The sequence below is a fragment of the Aeromonas dhakensis genome (assembly GCF_002285935.1).
GTDB classification, from domain to species: Bacteria; Pseudomonadota; Gammaproteobacteria; order Enterobacterales; family Aeromonadaceae; genus Aeromonas; species Aeromonas dhakensis.
In genome coordinates this window covers 2,848,658-2,867,557 of the sequence record NZ_CP023141.1, presented here as the reverse complement: position 1 = coordinate 2,867,557, position 18,900 = coordinate 2,848,658, and the positions used below count along the sequence as shown (strand labels likewise).

The following is an 18,900-nucleotide window of genomic DNA, read 5'->3' as shown; positions in this document are numbered from 1 at the left end:
TTTGACGCTGTGTCGGCCACGGCGCCCTGACGGGCAAGGAGCGCGACCGAACCTATCTTGTTGGCGCAGGACTATACCCGAGCCAACCCCGAGCGCCAATGGCCTTGTGCCCTCAGCCTTCTGCCGCTGTAAGGGATGACGCCGCGCTCGCCAGCAGGATGCGCTGGCGGCCGCAGTAGATCTCCGCCCGCCCCGGGCGACAAAAGCCCACCAGGGTGAGCCCGGTCTGCTCGGCCCGCTCCACCGCGAGCTCGGTGGCAGCCGAGATGGCGAGCAAGATCTCCACCCCGGCGCTGGCGCACTTTTGCACCATCTCGAAGCTGGCGCGGCTGGTCACCAGGATGGCGCCGTCGTGCCGACCAGTGCGGCACAGATGCCCCACCAGCTTGTCCAGCGCGATATGACGCCCCACGTCCTCGCGAATGGCGAGGATGTTGCCCTCGCCGTCCACGTGCACGGCGGCATGGGTCGCCCCCGTGCTCTGCCCCAGCAGCTGGAGCGGGCGCAGCGCACTCAGCACCTTGTCGATATGCCCCACCGCAAAACGTTGGCTGTCGGGCAGCCTTGGCTGGGCGCGCACCACCTGTTCCAAGCTCTCGCTGCCGCAGATGCCGCACCCGGTGCGCCCGGCCAGGGTGCGCCGCTTCTCTTTCAGGCGATGAACGCAGCGATTGGCCAGGGTGATGTGCAGCTCGATGCCGCGGCAGGCGCTCTGCTGCTCGATGTCGTGGATATCGAGCAGGCTGTCGATGATCCCCTCGGAGAGCGAGAAACCGATGGCAAAATCCTCCAGATCGGCGGCCGAGCACATCATCACGCTGTGGGCGATGCCGTTGTAGACCAGCGCCACCGGGGTTTCGCAGGGCAGCTGCATGGCACTGTCGGTGGTGACGCCGCGCTGATGGTAATGGACCACCTCGCGGTGGGCGCTGAGCGCCTGCGGGGTGTCGGGGTCGAGTTCAAGCAACATCTGAGTGCCCCTTAGTTGAGGGTGCGGGGATCTTTGGCCGAGATCCCGAGCCGTTTCATTTTCGACAGCAAGGTGGTGCGCTTCATGCCGAGGCGCTGGGCCGCGCCCCGCTCGCCGGCAACGATGCCGTTGCACGCCTTCAACGCCCGGATGATGCTGACTCGCTCATCCTCCCCCTGTGCCTCTTCACCCTGCGGCAAGGCGGGCAGCGGCTCGCGAAACAGCTCCCGGGCCGGCTCGTCATAGACCAGGGTCTCTATCTTGTGAAAGCCCTTGAGGGGCAGCAGCTCGTCCGGCGAGAGGTTGAGCACATGGCCGCGGGTCATCACCACCGCCCGCTCGATGATGTTCTCCAGCTCGCGGATGTTGCCGTACCAGGGGAGCGACACCAGCATCTTCATGGCGTCGGCCGGGATGGAGGTGATGGTGCGGCGCATCCGCTTGGCGATCTTCTTGATGAAGAAGTTGACCAAGAGCGGAATATCCTCGCGCCGCTCGCGCAGGGGCGGCAGCTCGATGGGAAAGACATTGAGCCGGTAATAGAGATCGCTTCTAAAGCGCTTGTTCTTGACCATGGAGAGCAGGTCGCAGTTGGTGGCCGCCACCAGCCGCACGTCGATGGCAATGGGGTTGCTGTTACCCACCCGCTCCAGCTCGTGCTCCTGCAAGACCCGCAACAGTTTGGGCTGCAGATCGAGCGGCATGTCCCCCACCTCGTCGAGGAACAGGGTGCCCTTGTGGGCCCGCTCGAAGCGGCCGATGCGCTGGGTCAGCGCCCCGGTGAAGGCCCCCTTCTCGTGGCCGAACAGATCGCTCTCGATAAGGCCGGTGGGAATGGCGGCGCAGTTCACCTTGACCATCTCGTGATCGTGGCGGGCACTCAGGGCGTGAATGGCCTGGGCGATCAGCTCCTTGCCGGTGCCGGTCTCCCCCAGAATGAGCACGGTGCAGTCGCTCTGGGCCACCAGCTTCACCTTCTCCAGCACCTTCTCCATCACGGCGCTCTGGTAGATGATGTTGGCAAAGTCCCCCTGCGGCACGGGTCCGTCGACTCTGAGGGTCTTCTCCCTGGCACCGGTGGTGTTGGAGATCTCCTGCTGCGCCTGCACGTTGTTCATGGCAATCGCCGTGCGCGCCGCCACTTGTTCGAGCAGCGAGATATCGAGGTCGGCGAAGAAATCCGCCTCGGGGTGGGAGAGGATCAACACCCCCAGCAGATTGCCCCGATAGCGCAGCGGCAGGATGCAGGAGCTGTCGGCATCGGGGGGCAGGATCTGGGAGGTGAAGCGGCAGCTCGACTGGCAGCCGTGGCCCTGCTCGCGATAGAGGAAGAAGGGCTCGCTGTGGCCGAGCGCCCCCTGCAGGCAGTTCTTCTCAAAACACGAGTGGTTGATGATGCCGGGCTGTTCGCGCTGCTGCTGATTGACCAGGTAGCTCTTAAAGCTGTCGGAGGTGGCGTTGTACTCGGCCAGGCACAGGCTGCTGATACCAAAGTGGTGGTGCAGGATGGTGAACAGGCTTTTTGGCAACTCGGCGATGCGCACTAACTTAATCACCGCGTTGGTCACGTCCACCAGGATCTTGCAGCTGTCGCGCTCGAGGCGCAGGGAGTTGGCCTGCTCCAGGGTGCGCTCCTTGTCCAGCACGTTCTCCAGCGCAATGGCAACGATGGCCGCCAGCTGGGTCAGCTTGGCCAGGGTCTCCATCGGGAAGGCATTGGCCTCGCGGCTGATGAACTCCACCCCGCCCAGGTGGCTGCGGGCAGTGGTGATGGGCAGCTGGCAGTAGGAGTGCAAGCCGTCATAGACAGGGGTGCTCGCCAGCTGTTCGCAGCGGTGGCGAAAGCGGCTCGCCGGCAGCACGATGGCCTGCTCACGGGAAAAATGGAGATCGGCCTTGCGGCAGATGAGGTGCGCCGGCCCCTGCTCCCCCAGGTAGTAGAAGACCGCCTCCTCCCCCGTCCCCAGGTTGAGGATGAGGTTGACCCGATCCACCTGGCGAAAGCAGGGCTGGATCCGGTTCAGCTTGTGGATGAAGTCATCCAGGGTGACGGCGGAGAGCAGGTTCTTGGAGAGGGAGAGAAAGCCGTCATCCCAGATGGGTGAGATGTCGGTCAACGGAATGGCACTCACATTCAACATTCAGGCCTCGCATTACATCTAGATGGGTACCCTTGCCGGCCAATTGCAGCACGGCAACAACGGTAAACAATGCATCAGCCATCGCAGTCAGATGTTATAATTAATTTTTAAAAACTTAACGCTTAATTATAAAAACTAACATGCAGCGAAATAGCATCGCGCAGATTATCGCAGGATGGCTGGCATAATAAGTTAGCCACATCCCCATTACAACCAAGCCGGCCCTGGCACATATTACAGCTCCGTCAGCGGATATTTTCCGCCGCGCCCAAATATGGCGTCACTATCGCCGTCATTCGCCGCATATCGCCGCCAACTGGCCCCTCCTCTGCCCCTCGCTGTCGCAGGCTCATGAGGAGAGCAGCCGGTAGTTGTGCAGCTTCAATCCGCCGAAGATGAAGGCGGCCGAAAAGAGCTGAAGCCCCAGCAATAACCCACTGATATTGTCAGCTATTTCCACCGACACCACCCGATGGGTGAGATAGACCCCGAGCCCCAGCACACCCGCCAGCAGGCAGTTGACCAGGGTGGTGGAGAGAAAGGCGATGAGCCAGGCCGCCTGCACGCTCAATGCCGCCAGCACGGCGCTCATGGCGATACGCGCGGCGATAAAACAGCCGAAGAAGGCAAACCCCAGCAGAAATATCAATTCGTCGTGCCATAGAAAACACCCAATCCCTAACAACATCACCAGCAAATAAGCGGAGACATAAAAGATCCCGAACGAAAGGTTTAATTCATTTTTCATGATGGACACCTGCCAGCTGAAAAAAGGATGAGCGGATCCGGGCCCTGTAAACAGAGCCTGGATCCACTTTATTAACGACGATTACCCTTTGGCGGCGCTGCGCAATTTCGCCTTGAGCGCGCTGTATTCAGTCTGGACGTACACTTCCGCCCCTGGCTGATCCTCGATACGCTCAATTTTCACTGCGCAGTACTTGTACTCCGGCGTGTAGGAGACGGGGTCAACGTGCTCGATGGTGAGCTCGTTGCAGGCCCCGATCCACCACTGGTAGGTCATGTAGACCACCCCGGCGTTGACCCGGTCGTTGTAGTTGGCCCGGGTGATCACCTTGCCACGGCGCGACGAGATCCAGACCAGCGCCTGATCCTTCACTCCCAGCTTCCTGGCATCGCTCGGGTGGATCTGCACATAGCCGGGCTCATCGGCCAGGGTCTGCAGCGCCGAGCAGTTGCCGGTCATGGAGCGGCAGGAGTAGTGCCCCACCTCGCGCACGGTGGAGAGCACCAGCGGGTACTCGGCACAGGGCTGCTCCAGCGGCGGCCGCCACTCGGAGGCAATCAGCTGGCCCTTGCCGCTCGGGGTGGTGAACACATTCCCCTCGAACAGGGTGCTGGTGCCCGGGTGATCCTCGGTCGGACAGGGCCACTGCACGCTCTTGAGATAGGCCATCTTGTCGTAGCTGACCCCGGCGTAGAGCGGGCAGAGTCCGCGCAGCTCGTCCCAGATCTGCTCGGTGTCGCGATACTCCATGGGATACCCCATGGCGGTCGCCATCAGCGAGAAGATGGCCCAGTCCGGCTTCACGTTGTCCGGCGGCGTCACCGCCTTGTAGAAGCGCTGGAAGCCGCGATCCGCCGAGCTGTAGACCCCCTCATGCTCGCCCCAACTGGTGGCGGGCAAAATGACGTCGGCCATCTCGGCAGTCTGGGTCATGAAGATATCCTGCACGATCACCAGCTCCATCCCCGCCAGCGTGCGGCGGAACTGACCGAGGTCTGCCTCGGTCTGGGCCGGATCTTCCCCGAAGATGTAGAAGGCCTTGCACTTGCCCTCCTCCACCTTGTGGCCAAGCTCGGTCAGCCGGTAACCCGGTTTCTGGGAAAGTGACTCCACGCCCCATGCCTTGGCGAACTTGGCGCTGATGGCAGGATCGCTCACCGACTGATAACCCGGGAACTGGTGCGGCAACATCCCCATATCGCAGGTGCCCTGCACGTTGTTCTGCCCGCGTACCGGCCCACAGCCGGTGCCGCGACGACCGAAGTTGCCGGTCAGCAGCGCAATCCCCGCCAGCCCCTTGACCACGTCCACCGCCTGACCGTACTGGGTCACCCCCATGCCCCACAGGATCATGGAAGCAGGCGATGCAGCATAGGTGCGAATGGCGGCGCGGATATCGGCGGCCTTGAGTCCGGTGATCCCCTCCACGTATTCCGGGGTGTACTTGGCCACCGTGGCCTTGAAGGTGTCGAACCCTTCGGTGTAGTTGGCGACGAACGCCTTGTTGTAGAGCCCTTCATTGATCAAGACGTTGGCGAAGGCGTTGACCAGCGCCATATTGGAACCGTTTTTGAGCGGCAGCCACTGATCGGCGATGCGGGCGGTCTCCACCATGCGGGGATCGCACACAATCACCTTGGCCCCGTTGGCCTTCGCCTTGAGGATATGGCGGGCGACGATGGGGTGAGAGTCAGCAGCGTTGTAACCAAACACCAGCAGGCACTTGGTCTCTTGAATTTCGGGAATGGCGTTGCTCATGGCGCCGTTGCCTACTGTTGTCTCCAGACCGGAGACTGAGGGTGCGTGTCACACCCTCGCGCAGTGATCGACGTTGTTCGTCCCCAGCACAGCGCGGGCAAATTTCTGCATCACATAGTTGGCTTCATTGCCGGGGCCACGGGCAGAGCCGGTGGTCATGATGGCGTCCGGGCCATATTTCGCCTTGATGGCAGCCAGGCGACTGCTGGCGAACTCGATCGCTTCGTCCCAGGAGACGGCTTCGAGCTTGCCACCGCGCTCGCGGCGGATCATCGGGCTCTTGAGACGGGGGGTCAGCAGGTTGGTGTCGTTCAGGAAATCCCAACCGTAATAGCCCTTGAGGCAGAGCTGCCCCTCGTTGGTCCGGCCGTTGGCGCCTTCGGCCCCCACCACCTTGTCGTTTTCAACCAGCAGGTTGATTTTGCAACCGGTGCCGCAATAGGGGCACACGGTAATGACTTTTTTCATGACTCACACTCTTGTTTGTTAACGAAAAACGGCTCGGCAAGCCCGCTCACACCCGCGCCGGCATCGCCAGCAGGGCCTCGGCACTGGCCAGCTGCTTCTGCCGGTTCAGGGTTTCAAGATGCGCCGGCGTGACCAGCCGCAGCGCCTGGGTCGGACACACCTCGACACAGGCAGGGCCCGCCTCGCGGTGCTGGCAGAGATCGCACTTGAGCGCCTGCGCCTTGGTCTGCGGCCGCTTGAAGAGCGAATCGGCCGTGGGGGCCACCTCTTTCACCACCACCGCCATGGCGCCGTAAGGACAGGCCACCACGCAAGACTTGCAGCCGATGCAGCGCGCCTGCAGCACCTTGACGCAGCTATCCTCGGTGACGATGGCGTTGTTGGGGCAGGCCATGGCGCACGGCTTGTCTTCACACTGGCGGCAGAGCACCGGCGTGGTCACCTTGCTGCCCACGATCACCTTCAGGCGCGGCTGAAAATGGCTGTCCTTGGAGACCAGATGTCCATCCTCGATGGCAAGATGCAGGCCGCCCTCCCGCTCAAGGGTCCCGCTGCAGGACCCTGACTGGTGTGAAACGGCGCAGGCCACCTCACAGGTACGACACCCAATACAGAGACTGGGATCTGCAATCACGAAGCTGTTCATAGAGAGGGATCCTAAATGGTTCGTTACACCCGACCGCCCTCACCCACCAGGCAGGCGACAACGCGGTCTTCCCCCACAAAGCATTTATCAGACCAACACGGGAAGATGGCCCGCCATAAAATCGCAAATGCATGAAAATAAAGAGGTAATCTGGATAGTGAAGGCGGTATTTGCCGTAACTGACGAGGGTGACGAAGGGGCCAGCCTTCTGATCGACATGACAAAAGTGACGAGGTCGACACTGGCTGGTACCCCCTGATCGGGGGAATCATCGGCACCATCAGAAAAATTCCTAGGGCAGCTTATTATTTAGTTCTCATATCGGGCTAGCCCACCAGCATCAAGTCAGGCAAAACAAAACAATAATGGACCGCATATTGGCTAATTTTTTGAGCCAGAGCTGGTTTTCATCTCATGCCTCTTCAGTTTTTCACCTGCCTAGTTACTATGGCTCATATGGCAACCAAAAACTGGTCATAACCTTGCCGATAAAAATCATGATTAACTTTCAGAGTAAGCATGTACGTATAAGCGTGCGAATGTATAAATTAAGCCTAGAGAATAAAAATGAACGAAATGCAATTTAAAATTGATGGTGAAAAATTAAAGGACGGTGTTCCATTACATATCGCTATTGCAGCATTAGATCAGTTTCAAAAAATTGTCGACAAGTCATATCTAGGTGTAAGTGGGAATAAACGCCTCACCCAAAAGGAGCGAGATAAATTCTTCATCCGCACAACAGAAATTAAGCATGGCTCACTTCTCACCTACTTTGATATTGCGCTACAAGGTGTCCAATTGGGATTGCCTTTTGTTTCTGTATATGGACCTCAAAATGTATGGGATGCTACAAAGGATACCTTTAATTTTCTTAGAACTGTTTGCACTGCAGTACAAAATGGGAAACAACCAGTCTACGAATTCAGCAACAATGGGGATGCTCAAGTACATATAGGGGATGAGGTTCATCACTATCATGGCACTGTAATTCAAATTGGAAAGATGGCTCTTCCAAACTACCAAGAACTTGCAACATTGCTGGGAAAAAATAAGTTAAATGAGATCTCTGCTGGTCCGGTTAAAAATGAAGTGAAAGATATTTTCCTTGGAGTAGATGATAGTGGTGCCTTTGATGTGCCAACCAAAATACAAAAAGATACTATTGAGTTACATTGTGAGGTTTTTGACTTTAATAAATATAAAAATGCAGGGAAGCTAAATGTCAGTGTAGCGGGTCAAGAGATTCCTGTTGGTGAATATAGCTTCTCGATATTGGGAAACCAAGATAACGTTGATTATATTTACTCAATGCTAAAACCTGTTGTGATACTAAATTGTTTAGTTGAGCTAGCCATAAGCCCATTTGGTGGTGAAGAAATTCATCTATTACACATCATTGGGATCGGAGCACAATCATAATTAAATAGCACGGTAGGATGCAATATGCGAAGAAAGTTGCACCGCTTGCATTTTTATTAGTGGTGCAATTCACTTCGTTCATTGCACCCTACTTCCTGTCTCTTGATAAATAAAGACTCCATTGCAGCCTTACCCCTTCTCTTTTTCTGCCAGAGCCATTCTTTATTGGTCAGTATTTTATCGTTTATTTCTTGGCCAGCTTGATGCAAAACGCTGGTAAAAATGGATAGCCAGCTAAAACAATCACTTGCCAGGGTCTGGACGGGGTATTTCAATCGCTGGCCAATTAATGATTTCGTTAGCCACCCCTTTTTGATTATTTATACCTGAGCATAAACCTACGACGGGTGTGTCATTATACCCTTAACGGCAGATGAACAGACTGTGTCCCATGATGAGCCTCTTTATATCCAGTTAGCTCCCTTTCCCATCGCAATCCATTAATGCGTTCCTGCGGCACCTGCCGCACGCCCGATAGACGGGGGCGGCCCGTGCTGGCCAATCGTCACCATCAAACTGACAGACAACTTCATGAACGGTAATCACAAACAAGCCCTGTCCGGCGTTACGCTGGCGGCGATCGGCGTGGTCTATGGCGACATCGGCACCAGCCCGCTCTATACCCTGCGCGAGTGCCTCTCCGGCCAGTTCGGTTTCGGGGTGGAGCCCGCCTCCATCCTGGGCTTTCTTTCACTGATCTTCTGGCTGCTGATCCTGGTGGTCTCGGTCAAGTACCTCTCCTTCGTGATGCGGGCCGACAACGCCGGCGAAGGGGGCATCCTCACCCTGATGTCGCTGGCTACCCGCAACACCCCGGCCAAGTGGACCCCTTTGCTGATCATCCTGGGGCTGATTGGCGGCAGCTTCTTCTATGGCGAGGTGGTGATCACCCCGGCCATGTCGGTGATGTCAGCCATAGAGGGCTTGAACATCGCCGCCCCCTCCCTCGACCCTTATATAGTGCCGCTCTCGGTGCTGGTGCTGACCCTGCTGTTCGCCATCCAGAAACACGGCACCGCCACCGTGGGCAAGCTGTTCGCCCCCATCATGCTCACCTGGTTCATCACCCTGGCGGTGCTGGGCCTGAACAGCATCTTCCAGCACCCCGAGGTGCTGGGGGCGCTCAACCCCGTCTGGGCGCTGCGCTTCTTTGCCAAGTACCAGACCGCCTCCTTCTTTGCTCTCGGCGCCGTGGTGCTGGCCATCACCGGGGTGGAGGCGCTCTACGCCGACATGGGCCATTTTGGCAAGAGCCCGATCCGGCGCGCCTGGTTTATGGTGGTGTTGCCCTCTTTGGTGCTCAACTACTTCGGCCAGGGGGCGCTGCTGCTGGCCCATCCCGAGGCCATCACCAACCCCTTCTTCCTGCTTGCACCGAAATGGGCGCTGCTGCCGCAGCTGCTGCTGGCGACCCTGGCGACGGTGATCGCCTCGCAGGCCGTGATCTCCGGGGTCTTCTCGCTGACCCGGCAGGCGGTGCGCCTCGGTTATCTCTCACCCATCCGCATCGTGCACACCTCCGAGCAGGAGTCCGGCCAGATCTATATTCCGGTCATCAACTGGATGCTCTATATCTCGGTGGTGATCGTCATCATGAGCTTCGAGCACTCCAGCAATCTGGCGGCGGCCTACGGCATCGCCGTCACCGGCACCATGGTGCTGACCTCCATCCTCTCCTGCTCGGTGGCCCGCCACAGCTGGCACTGGAACAAGTACCTGGTGGCCGCGCTGTTTATCGCGCTGCTGGCCATCGACGTGCCGCTGTTTGCCGCTAACCTCGCCAAGATCTTCTCCGGCGGCTGGCTGCCGCTCACCCTGGGGGCGGTGATGTTCACCGTGATGACCAGCTGGAAGAGCGAGCGCTTTCAGCTTATTCGCCGCCTCAACGAGCACGGCAACTCGCTGGAGCCAATGATCGCCTCGCTGGAAAAATCCCCGCCAACCCGGGTGGCTGGCACGGCTGTCTATATGTCGCGGGTGGTCAACGTGATCCCCCACGCGCTCCTGCACAACCTCAAGCACAACAAGGTGCTGCACGAGCGGATCATCCTGCTCACCCTGCGGGTGGAAGAGGTGCCCTACGTCCACAACGTGCGCCGGGTCTGCATCGAGCAGCTATCCCCCACCTTCTGGCGGGTGGTGGCAAGCTACGGCTGGCGCGAGACCCCCAACGTGGAGGAGATCTTCCACCGCTGCAACGCCGAAGGGCTGAGCTGCCGGATGATGGAGACCTCCTTCTTCATGGCCCACGAGTCGCTGATCATGAAGGAGCGCCCCTGGTACCTCTATCTGCGCGGCAAGCTCTTTATGCTGCTGCAGCGCAACGCCCTGCGCGCGCCGGATCAGTTCGAGATCCCGCCCAACCGGGTCATCGAGCTGGGATCCCAGGTGGATATCTGATGGCGTGAGTTGCGCTAAAGAGAGAGGGAGGCATTGGCCTCCCTCTTTTTTGCCATTAAGCCCCCTTATCCCCAGCCCTTCTCCCGCGAGGGGAGAAGGGGGCACACCACCGATGCCCATATGCTGCAAACGGTGCAATTCACTGCGTTCTTTGCACCCTACTCCCGGCATGCTGCCGATATGTTTCCGTTCTCGTGCGTCCGATTACGCTTCGCTAATCGAACCTACGGTTTCAAGACAGACGGTCTCTATCCGAACAGACTCGCCGCCGTAGGGTGCAACAAGCGCAGCGCCGTGCACCACGACCATATGGCTGACTTTCCCTCATCCCCAACCCTTCTCCCGCGAGGGGAGAAGGGTGCACACCACCGATGCCCTAGCGCAGACGAGTAACCCTTTCGCCCCTTGTCACGACCCCGCATTCAGCCATGCCGATACCGTTTTGCGGGGGTGACGAACCCTCTTGGTGGCTTCGTCACAAGTGACGAACGTCACGCTTCGACAGTGGGACAAGGCCTCGACATCCGTCGGCGCGGTTTTTAACGTCATTTAAAAACAAACACTTACACTCATACAGCCAAGCAAAACCAAGCTGGCCCGTATCTTGCCAACCAGCCCCTACTCTCTCCGTTCGCGACACGACAAGGTAGGCTATGAACCGCTTCGTTATCGCTGACCCCAAGCTTTGTATCGGCTGTGGCACCTGTATGGCGGCCTGCAGCGAGGTACACAAGGCGCAAGGTTTGCAACAAGCCCCCCGTTTAACCGTTATGCGACACGAGCAGGCGACCATGCCGGTTCAGTGCCGTCACTGTGACGATGCGCCCTGCAGCAAGGTGTGCCCGGTCGAGGCAATTCGCCAGACCGGCGATTGCGTGCAACTCAACGAGTCGCTCTGCATCGGCTGCAACCTCTGCGCCGTGGCCTGCCCGTTTGGCGCCATCCAGAGCGGCGGCAGCCGTCCGGTGGCCATGGCCACCAGTTACGACACCTATATTCCCAGCTCCATCCGCTCCAGCAACCCCTCCACCTCCGCCGGCCTCGGCTGCTTTGGCGAGGATCTGCTGAGCTGGGAGCCGGGGGTGCGCAGCATCGCGGTCAAGTGTGACCTGTGCGAATTTCGCGCCGAAGGGCCCGCCTGTGTCGGTGCCTGCCCCTCCCAGGCACTGAAGCTGGTCAATGACGGCGACACCGAACGCGCCGCCCGCATCCGTCGCCAGCAAGCGGCCGACACCCACCCGCAGGGGGCCTCTGCCTTCTCGGCGCCCGCCACGGCGCTCCCTGCATCCGATCTATCCACCACAGAGGGAGCGTGCTGATGTTGTCCCCCCTTGTTATGGCCACGCTCCTGCTCTTTTTGCTGGGCGCTGCCGCCGGTTTGCTGCTGCAAAAGCTGCCCGCACTGGCCAATAGCCTCAACAGTGGCTTTGCCCTGCTGGGCTCGCTCGCAGGCTTGGTCGCCGCCATCCAGATCTTTGCCCAAGGCGCCCCCGTCGATGGCCAGCTCTGGCTGCTGGGCTCGGTGCATCTCGGCTCTTTTTATCTAGACACGCTCTCCGCGCTGATGCTGCTGGTCATCAGCACCGTCGGCGTCGCAGTCGCCCTCTACTCCTTTGCCTATATCCGCGAATATCAGGGCAAGGGGGATGTGGCCATCGGCGCGCTGATGAACCTCTTCCTCTTTGCCATGGTGGGCATGGTGCTGGCCGACAATGCGCTCGGTTTCTTGCTCTGCTACGAGCTGGTAACCCTCACCACCTACTGGCTGGTCAAGACCAACCCGGAAGCCGCCAAACAGAGCCGTCTCTATCTGGTGATGAACCATATCGGCATGGCGCTGGTACTGGTCGCCTTCTGGCTGCTCTGCCGCGAAAGCGGTTCGCTGGAGTTCGCCGCGCTGCGCGAGCACCATCTGGCGGGCGCCCTGGCCTCCCTGGTGTTTCTGCTCAGCTTCTGCGGCTTTGGCCTGCGCGCCGGTTTCGTGCCGCTGCACGGCTGGCTGCCGGTGGCCGAGCCCGTCGCCCCCTCCCATATCTCGGCGCTGATGTCCGGCGTCATGGTGAAGCTGGGCCTCTTTGGCATCTTGCGGGTCAGCATCGATTTTCTCGGCGCCAGCCAGCTCTGGTGGGGCTATGTGGTGCTGATCTTCGGTGCCTGCTCGGCGGTGCTCGGGGTGCTGTTTGCACTGGCTGAACACGATCTCAAGCGGCTGCTCGCCTACCACACGGTGGAGAACATCGGCATCATCCTGATGGGGATGGGGATCGGCATGATCGGCATCGCCAATCAGCAGCCGGCACTGGTGGTGCTGGGGCTGCTCGGCGCCCTCTATCACCTGCTCAACCACGCCATCTTCAAGAGCCTGCTCTTTATGGGCACCGGATCTGTGATGTTCCGCCTGCACACCCGCGATATGGACAAGATGGGGGGCCTGGCCAAGCTGATGCCCTGGACCGCGCTGGCGTTCCTGATCGGTGCCATGGCCATCTCGGCGCTGCCGCCGCTCAACGGCTTTGTCAGCGAGTGGTTTATCTACCAGTCGCTGCTCTCCATGACCAAACTCGGCACCTCTGTCGTCGCGCCGCTCGCGGTAGTGATGCTGGCGGTGACCGGCGCCATGGCGGTGATGTGTTTCGTCAAGGTGTACGGCATCTGCTTCTGCGGCGCACCGCGCAGCGAACACGCGAGCCACGCCCGCGAAGTGCCGGGCGCCATGGTGGCTGGTACCCTGCTGCTGGCCGCCGTCTGTCTGGTGCTGGGTCTGGGCGCCCCCTGGATTGCCCCCCATATCGCCAGCTATGGCCAAGCCTTGGTAAGCGGCCAAATGAACGTGGCCACTGGCGCCACCCTGCTGCCACTCGACAGCAGCCAGGCGATCCTCTCCCCGCCCGTTATCGCCATCACCTTGCTGGGTCTGTTCCTCATCCCGCTGCTGGTACTGGCCATCTTCAAGGGGCCCAAACTCGGTCGTCGTCACGCCGGCACCCCGTGGGCTTGTGGTTACGCCTATGAGGAGCGCATGAGCCTCACCTCTGGCGGTGTCACCCACACCTTGCGCCAACTCTGCGCGCCACTCTATCGCAAGCAGCCGCAGCTCGATCTGGCCAGCGCCCTGCACGGGGTGAGCGATACCAGCGGCAACACCGGCAGGCTGCTGCTCTCTTTAATAAATGGCGTTGTGCTGGCGCTCTTTATCCTGATGGCTGTAGGAGTCTGATATGCCTGTTCTTGAAATGCCGAGCTGGGGCATGGTTGCCCTCGCCCTGACCCAGGCCATCGCCATGCTGGCGCTGGCGCCGCTCGCCACCGGTTTCAACCGGGTGCTGCGGGCCAAGATGCACTCCCGTCAGGGGCCGGGCCTGCTGCAGGATTACCGGGATATCGCCAAGCTCCTGCGCCGCCAGGAGGTGACCCCCGAGCCTGCCGGCATCCTCTTCAACCTGATACCTGCGCTGCTCATCGCCGCCCTCTTGCTGGTGGGGATGGCGCTGCCAACCCTGACTCACGAGTCCCCCTTCCCCATCGCCGGGGATCTCATCACCGACATCTATCTGTTCGCCATCTTCCGCTTCTTCTTCTCGCTGGCGGGGCTCGACAGCGGCAGCATGTTTGCAGGGATCGGTGCCCGCCGCGAACTGACCCTCGGCATTCTGGTGGAGCCCATTCTGGTGCTCGCCTGCTTCATCATGGCGATGATGGTGGGCAGCTCTGATCTGGGCAATATCAGCAGTTATGTGGCGACCCAGCCACTGGCCGCGCCCATCGCCACCCTGCTGGCGGGCGCCGCCTGCGCCTTCGCGGTGTTTGTCGAGATGGGCAAGCTGCCCTTTGACTGCGCCGAAGCCGAACAGGAGTTGCAGGAGGGGCCGCTTACCGAGTATTCCGGTGCGGGGCTGGCCTTGCTCAAGCTCTCCATCGGCCTCAAGCAACTGGTGGTGGTGCAGCTCTTTCTGGTGATTTTCCTCCCCTTCGGCAAGGCGGCCAACTGGAGTCTGCCTGCGCTCATCGGCGCGGCGCTGATCCTCGCCTGCAAGCTGCTGGTGGCCTTTTTGCTGGCCGGCATCATCGAAAACGCCATGGCCCGCACCCAGTTCGTGCGCACCCACAAGCTCACCCGCTACGGGTTGGGGCTGGCCCTGCTGGCGCTGCTCGCCTATCTGGTCGGGATCTGAACCATGCCCGCCAGCACAGCAACTTTTTCCAATTTCATCATTTGTGAATGCTCATTCCCGAACATTAAAGTGAGAACTGCATGACCATCGCCATTTCGAATCGCATCGGCTGCGACTACATCCAGCAGGTGCGAGCCCAACTGCCCCACGCCATCGTCGACGAGGAGTGGCAAACCGCCGATCAGGCCACCATCACCGTCAAGCCCACCAGTCTGGTCGAAACGGCCAGCCTGATCTTCCATCAGCTGGGGGGCTGGCTTCCGCTCTCCTTTGCCAATGACGAGCGCAGCCTCAACGGCCACTTCGCCGTCTACCACGTCTTCTCCATGGAGGGCGACACCAAGTGCTGGATCACCGTCAAGGTGCTGGTGGATGCCGATACCCAGGAGTACCCCTCCATCACCCCGACCATTCCGGCAGCGGTGTGGGGCGAGCGGGAGATCCGCGACATGTACGGCCTGCGCGCCATTGGACTGCCAGACGAACGCCGTCTGGTGTTGCCGGACGACTGGCCGGAGGATATCCATCCGCTGCGCAAGGACGCCATGGATTATCGCCAGCGCCCGATGCCCACCACCGACACCGAGACCTACCCCTTCGTCAATGAGCTCGGCAGTGATGCCAACCGCATCGTGCCGGTCGGCCCGCTGCACATCACCTCCGATGAACCGGGCCACTTTCGTCTGTTCGTCGATGGGGAAGACATCATCGATGCCGACTACCGCCTCTTCTATGTCCATCGCGGCATGGAGAAGCTGGCGGAAACCCGCATGGGCTACAACGAAGTGGCGTTTCTGACCGACCGGGTCTGCGGCATCTGCGGCTTTACCCACAGCGTCGCCTACACCACCTCGGTGGAGAACGCTATGGGCATTCCGGTACCCGAGCGGGCCAAGATGATCCGCGCCGTGCTGCTGGAAGTGGAGCGCCTGCACAGCCATATCCTCAACATCGGCCTGTCGAGCCACTTCACCGGTTTCGACACCGGCTTTATGCAGTTCTTCCGGGTGCGGGAGAAATCCATGACCCTGGCCGAGCTGCTCACCGGTGCCCGCAAGACCTATGGCCTCAACCTGATTGGCGGGGTACGCCGCGACATCTTCAAGGAAGATCGCATCAAGGGCGCCCAGCTGGTGCGGGAGCTCCGTGATGAGCTAAAACCCCTGGTGACCATGCTGCTGGATACCGCCAACATCTCCTCCCGCCTCATCGGTATCGGCAAGCTCGACCCGCAGATTGCCCGCGATTTCAGCTGCGTCGGCCCCATGGTGCGGGCGAGCGGCTTCAAGCGCGACGTGCGCCGGATTCACGATTTTGCCGGCTACCGCGAGCTGCCGATGGAGATCCAGACCAAGGCGGGTTGCGACGTGCAATCCCGGGTACTGGTACGCATCCACGAGCTCTACGACTCCCTCGACATGATTGAGTTTGGCCTGGAGCACCTGCCGGAAGGGCCGCTTTTGACCGAAGGCTTCACCTATCAGCCGGGCAAGTTCGCGCTGGGCTTTACCGAGGCGCCCCGCGGCGAGAACGTCCACTGGAGCATGACCGGCGACAACCAGAAGCTGTTTCGCTGGCGCTGCCGCGCCGCCACCTACGCCAACTGGCCCGCCCTTCGCTACATGCTGCGCGGCAATACCGTGGCGGATGCACCGCTCATCATCGGCAGTCTGGATCCCTGCTACTCCTGTACCGACCGGGTCACTCTGGTCGACCCGAAGAAGGGCAAATCCACCGTGGTCTCCTACAAGGAGATCGAGCGCTACGGCATCGATCGCAAAAACTCTCCGCTGAAATAAGGGGTCATCATGATCAAGCTGTTCAAGACCATCCTCAAGGCTGGCACCCCGACCGCCAAGTACCCCTTTGCCCCCTATGAGGTGAACCGGGATTTTCGCGGCAAACCGAAATATCAGGCGGATCAGTGCATCGCCTGCGCCGCCTGCACCAAGGCCTGCCCGGCCAACGCGCTGGTGATGGAAGTGGACATGGAGACCGGCGAGCGCCGCTGGGAGATCTCCATGGCGCGCTGCATCTTCTGCGGCCGCTGCGAGGAGGTCTGCCCGACCCGCGCCATCGCCCTCTCCCCCGAGTTCGAGCTGGCGGTGACCAACAAGGCGGATCTCTATGAGGAGGCCCGCTTCGCGCTGGCCCCCTGCACCCTGTGCGGCACCTACTTTGCCCCGAGCAAACTGGTGGCGCTGGTAGAGGACACCCTCAAGCAGGCGGGCACGCCGCTCGCTCGCGATGCCAAGCCGCTGGCGCCGCCAGAGCGGCTGCACCACTGCCCCGATTGCAAACGAAAACAGAGCATGCTGAGCCAGCCTGACTCTGCCCTGATCACACCGATAGCCACACCGATGGCCGCACAAAAGGAGTGGATGTGATGAGCAAGATCAAAGGCATAGAGCCGGTTGTCGGCCATGCCCATACCCGCGCCGTGCCGCTGGCACAGGATCCCGAGATCACCAAACTCAAGAAGACCCTGCTCAAAGACATTCGCCGCTCGGCCTATGTCTACCGGGTCGATTGTGGCGGCTGCAACGCCTGCGAGATCGAGATCTTCGCCACCATCACCCCGCTGTTCGATGCAGAGCGTTTCGGCATCAAGGTGGTCGCCTCCCCGCGCCACGCCGACATCCTGCTCTTTACCGGCGCGGTGACCCGGGCGATGCGGGTACCGGCCCTGCGCGCCTACGAGGCGGCGCCCGATCCCAAGATCTGCATCGCCTACGGCGCCTGCGGCTGTGACGGCGGCATCTTCCACGACCTCTATTGCGTCTGGGGCGGCACCGACAAAATCGTGCCGGTAGATGTCTATATCCCGGGCTGCCCCCCCACACCGGCGGCCACCATCTACGGCTTTGCGGTGGCGCTCGGTCTGCTAGAACAGAAACTCAAAGCCACCAGCCACGAGGTGCAACCGGGTGAGCGGGTCGAGCTGCGCCACACCGGCATCCCCAACGAAATCCGGGTGATGATCGAGCGCGAAGCGCGCCGCATGGCCGGTTACCGGCAGGGGCGGATCATCGCCGACGAGTTTATGGCCCTGCTCGAAGGGGCGACCCAGCAGGATGTGGATCTGCGCATCCAGAGCTACCTCGATCAGCACGACGATCCCCGCCTGGCGGAGATCGTCAACAACCTCGCAAACGCCTGCCTCAACCGGGCGGCCGGCAAGGGAGAGGCGGTGCATGGCTGACGAGGTTTTCTTCTATCGCCTCTCGCGCAAGTTCGTCGACGAGCAGTTCGACGTCCCCGAGGAAGCCAAAGAGGTGATGTACTACAGCCTCGCCATCGGCCATCACCTCGGCATCGTCGATTGCCTGCGAGCAGACCTGGTCTGCTCGCTGACCGGTTATCGCGACTGGGTGGCCAAGCTGCCAGAGGGGAGCGAAGCGCGCCGCAAGATGGAGGGGTTTCTCACCTTTGGCGAGATCACCATCTATCGCGAGCACTGCCATATGCTGGCCTGCGCCTTCGACCGACTGCGCAAAGCCGACAATGTGCTCGATGAGCAGGAGCTGGGCTGGACCAACATCTTTATGGATCAGCTCACCACCCTCTATAACGACCCCCATATGTACCTGATGGTAAGGAGCCGCTGATGGGCTGCAATCTCGTGTTGACCGTGGGCAATGCCATGATGGGGGACGACGGTGCCGGCCCCTATCTCGCCGACAAGCTGCAAGCCGCCCCCCTGCCCGGCTGGGTTCATATCGATGGTGGCATCGCGCCGGAAAATGTGGTCTACAAGGTGCGGGAGCTGCAACCGGCGCGGGTGGTGCTGGTGGATGCAGCCGAGATCGGCGAGAAGGCGGGCACCCTGCAGGTGATCCCCCCCGAGACCATCGCCGAGATGTTTATCTTCTCGACCCACAATATGCCGCTCAATTTCCTGATCGACGAGCTCAAGACCTTTGTGTCCGAGGTGATATTTGTCGGGGTGCAACCGGCCATCGTGGCGTTCTCCTTCCCGATGACCGAGATGGTGAGCGGGGCGATGGATTATCTTTATCAGCACCTTGATGCCGCCAAGGATACCAGCTTGTTAATAGAGCGACTGGACCAGTGGAATATCACCAACGCGGAGTCAGATTATTTGCCAGCTTGTTAACAGCAGCGTTTAATTATCCAGATAAAGGCATATGAAAACGCCCGATGTTAAATTAAAA

15 protein-coding genes are annotated in these 18,900 nt (G+C 60.3%); 10 read left to right on the top strand and 5 right to left on the bottom strand.

Going from position 1 to position 18,900, the window contains the following annotated elements:
• Positions 1-112: 112 nt before the first annotated feature.
• From fdhD to CK627_RS13525, 5 genes are all read right to left on the bottom strand, one after another.
• Complete coding sequence (fdhD, locus tag CK627_RS13545; protein ID WP_095592601.1) at positions 113-970, bottom strand: formate dehydrogenase accessory sulfurtransferase FdhD; 858 nt, start codon at positions 968-970, stop codon at positions 113-115.
• Positions 971-981: 11 nt separating this feature from the next.
• Positions 982-3,111 (bottom strand): sigma 54-interacting transcriptional regulator, encoded by a 2,130-nt coding sequence (locus tag CK627_RS13540; RefSeq protein ID WP_095592600.1) that lies wholly within the window; start codon positions 3,109-3,111, stop codon positions 982-984.
• 349 nt (positions 3,112-3,460) lie between these two features.
• Entirely contained in the window at positions 3,461-3,859 is a 399-nt protein-coding gene (locus CK627_RS13535; protein ID WP_005301849.1) for a hypothetical protein, read from the bottom strand.
• 81 nt (positions 3,860-3,940) lie between these two features.
• Positions 3,941-6,085 (bottom strand): formate dehydrogenase subunit alpha, encoded by a 2,145-nt coding sequence (gene fdhF, locus CK627_RS13530; RefSeq protein WP_095592599.1) that lies wholly within the window; start codon positions 6,083-6,085, stop codon positions 3,941-3,943.
• A 46-nt stretch (positions 6,086-6,131) separates the two neighbouring features.
• On the bottom strand, positions 6,132-6,731 hold the full coding sequence (locus CK627_RS13525) for a 4Fe-4S dicluster domain-containing protein (RefSeq protein ID WP_095592598.1): 600 nt from the start codon (positions 6,729-6,731) through the stop codon (positions 6,132-6,134).
• A 567-nt stretch (positions 6,732-7,298) separates the two neighbouring features.
• Here CK627_RS13525 and CK627_RS13520 point away from each other — a divergent pair.
• The 10 genes from CK627_RS13520 (at position 7,299) to hycI (ending at position 18,842) form a co-directional block, all read left to right on the top strand.
• Positions 7,299-8,153, top strand: coding sequence for a fructose 1,6-bisphosphatase (locus tag CK627_RS13520; RefSeq protein ID WP_095592597.1), 855 nt, complete (start codon positions 7,299-7,301; stop codon positions 8,151-8,153).
• Positions 8,154-8,684: 531 nt separating this feature from the next.
• A complete protein-coding gene (gene kup / locus CK627_RS13515) occupies positions 8,685-10,553 on the top strand; it encodes a low affinity potassium transporter Kup (RefSeq protein WP_095592596.1) in 1,869 nt (622 codons plus the stop codon).
• Between the two features lie 653 nt (positions 10,554-11,206).
• Positions 11,207-11,872, top strand: coding sequence for a 4Fe-4S dicluster domain-containing protein (locus tag CK627_RS13510; RefSeq protein ID WP_042008223.1), 666 nt, complete (start codon positions 11,207-11,209; stop codon positions 11,870-11,872).
• Entirely contained in the window at positions 11,872-13,770 is a 1,899-nt protein-coding gene (hyfB, locus tag CK627_RS13505) for a hydrogenase 4 subunit B (protein WP_042008221.1), read from the top strand. Before CK627_RS13510 ends, hyfB begins: the two co-directional genes overlap by 1 nt.
• 1 nt (position 13,771) lies before the next feature.
• Positions 13,772-14,725 carry a respiratory chain complex I subunit 1 family protein gene (locus CK627_RS13500; RefSeq protein ID WP_095592595.1) on the top strand — a complete coding sequence of 318 codons (954 nt, stop codon included), beginning with the start codon at positions 13,772-13,774 and terminating at the stop codon, positions 14,723-14,725.
• 80 nt (positions 14,726-14,805) lie between these two features.
• Complete coding sequence (locus CK627_RS13495) at positions 14,806-16,524, top strand: hydrogenase large subunit (RefSeq protein WP_095592594.1); 1,719 nt, start codon at positions 14,806-14,808, stop codon at positions 16,522-16,524.
• Between the two features lie 9 nt (positions 16,525-16,533).
• Complete coding sequence (locus CK627_RS13490) at positions 16,534-17,112, top strand: formate hydrogenlyase complex iron-sulfur subunit (RefSeq protein WP_005333322.1); 579 nt, start codon at positions 16,534-16,536, stop codon at positions 17,110-17,112.
• Entirely contained in the window at positions 17,112-17,927 is an 816-nt protein-coding gene (locus CK627_RS13485) for an NADH-quinone oxidoreductase subunit B family protein (protein ID WP_005301886.1), read from the top strand. The genes CK627_RS13490 and CK627_RS13485 overlap by 1 nt, the downstream gene beginning before the upstream one ends.
• Positions 17,920-18,333: a formate hydrogenlyase maturation HycH family protein gene (locus tag CK627_RS13480; RefSeq protein WP_095592593.1), complete on the top strand. Its 414-nt coding sequence runs from the start codon at positions 17,920-17,922 to the stop codon at positions 18,331-18,333. The genes CK627_RS13485 and CK627_RS13480 overlap by 8 nt, the downstream gene beginning before the upstream one ends.
• A complete protein-coding gene (gene hycI, locus CK627_RS13475; RefSeq protein WP_095592592.1) occupies positions 18,333-18,842 on the top strand; it encodes a hydrogenase maturation peptidase HycI in 510 nt (169 codons plus the stop codon). The genes CK627_RS13480 and hycI overlap by 1 nt, the downstream gene beginning before the upstream one ends.
• Positions 18,843-18,900 lie beyond the last annotated feature (58 nt).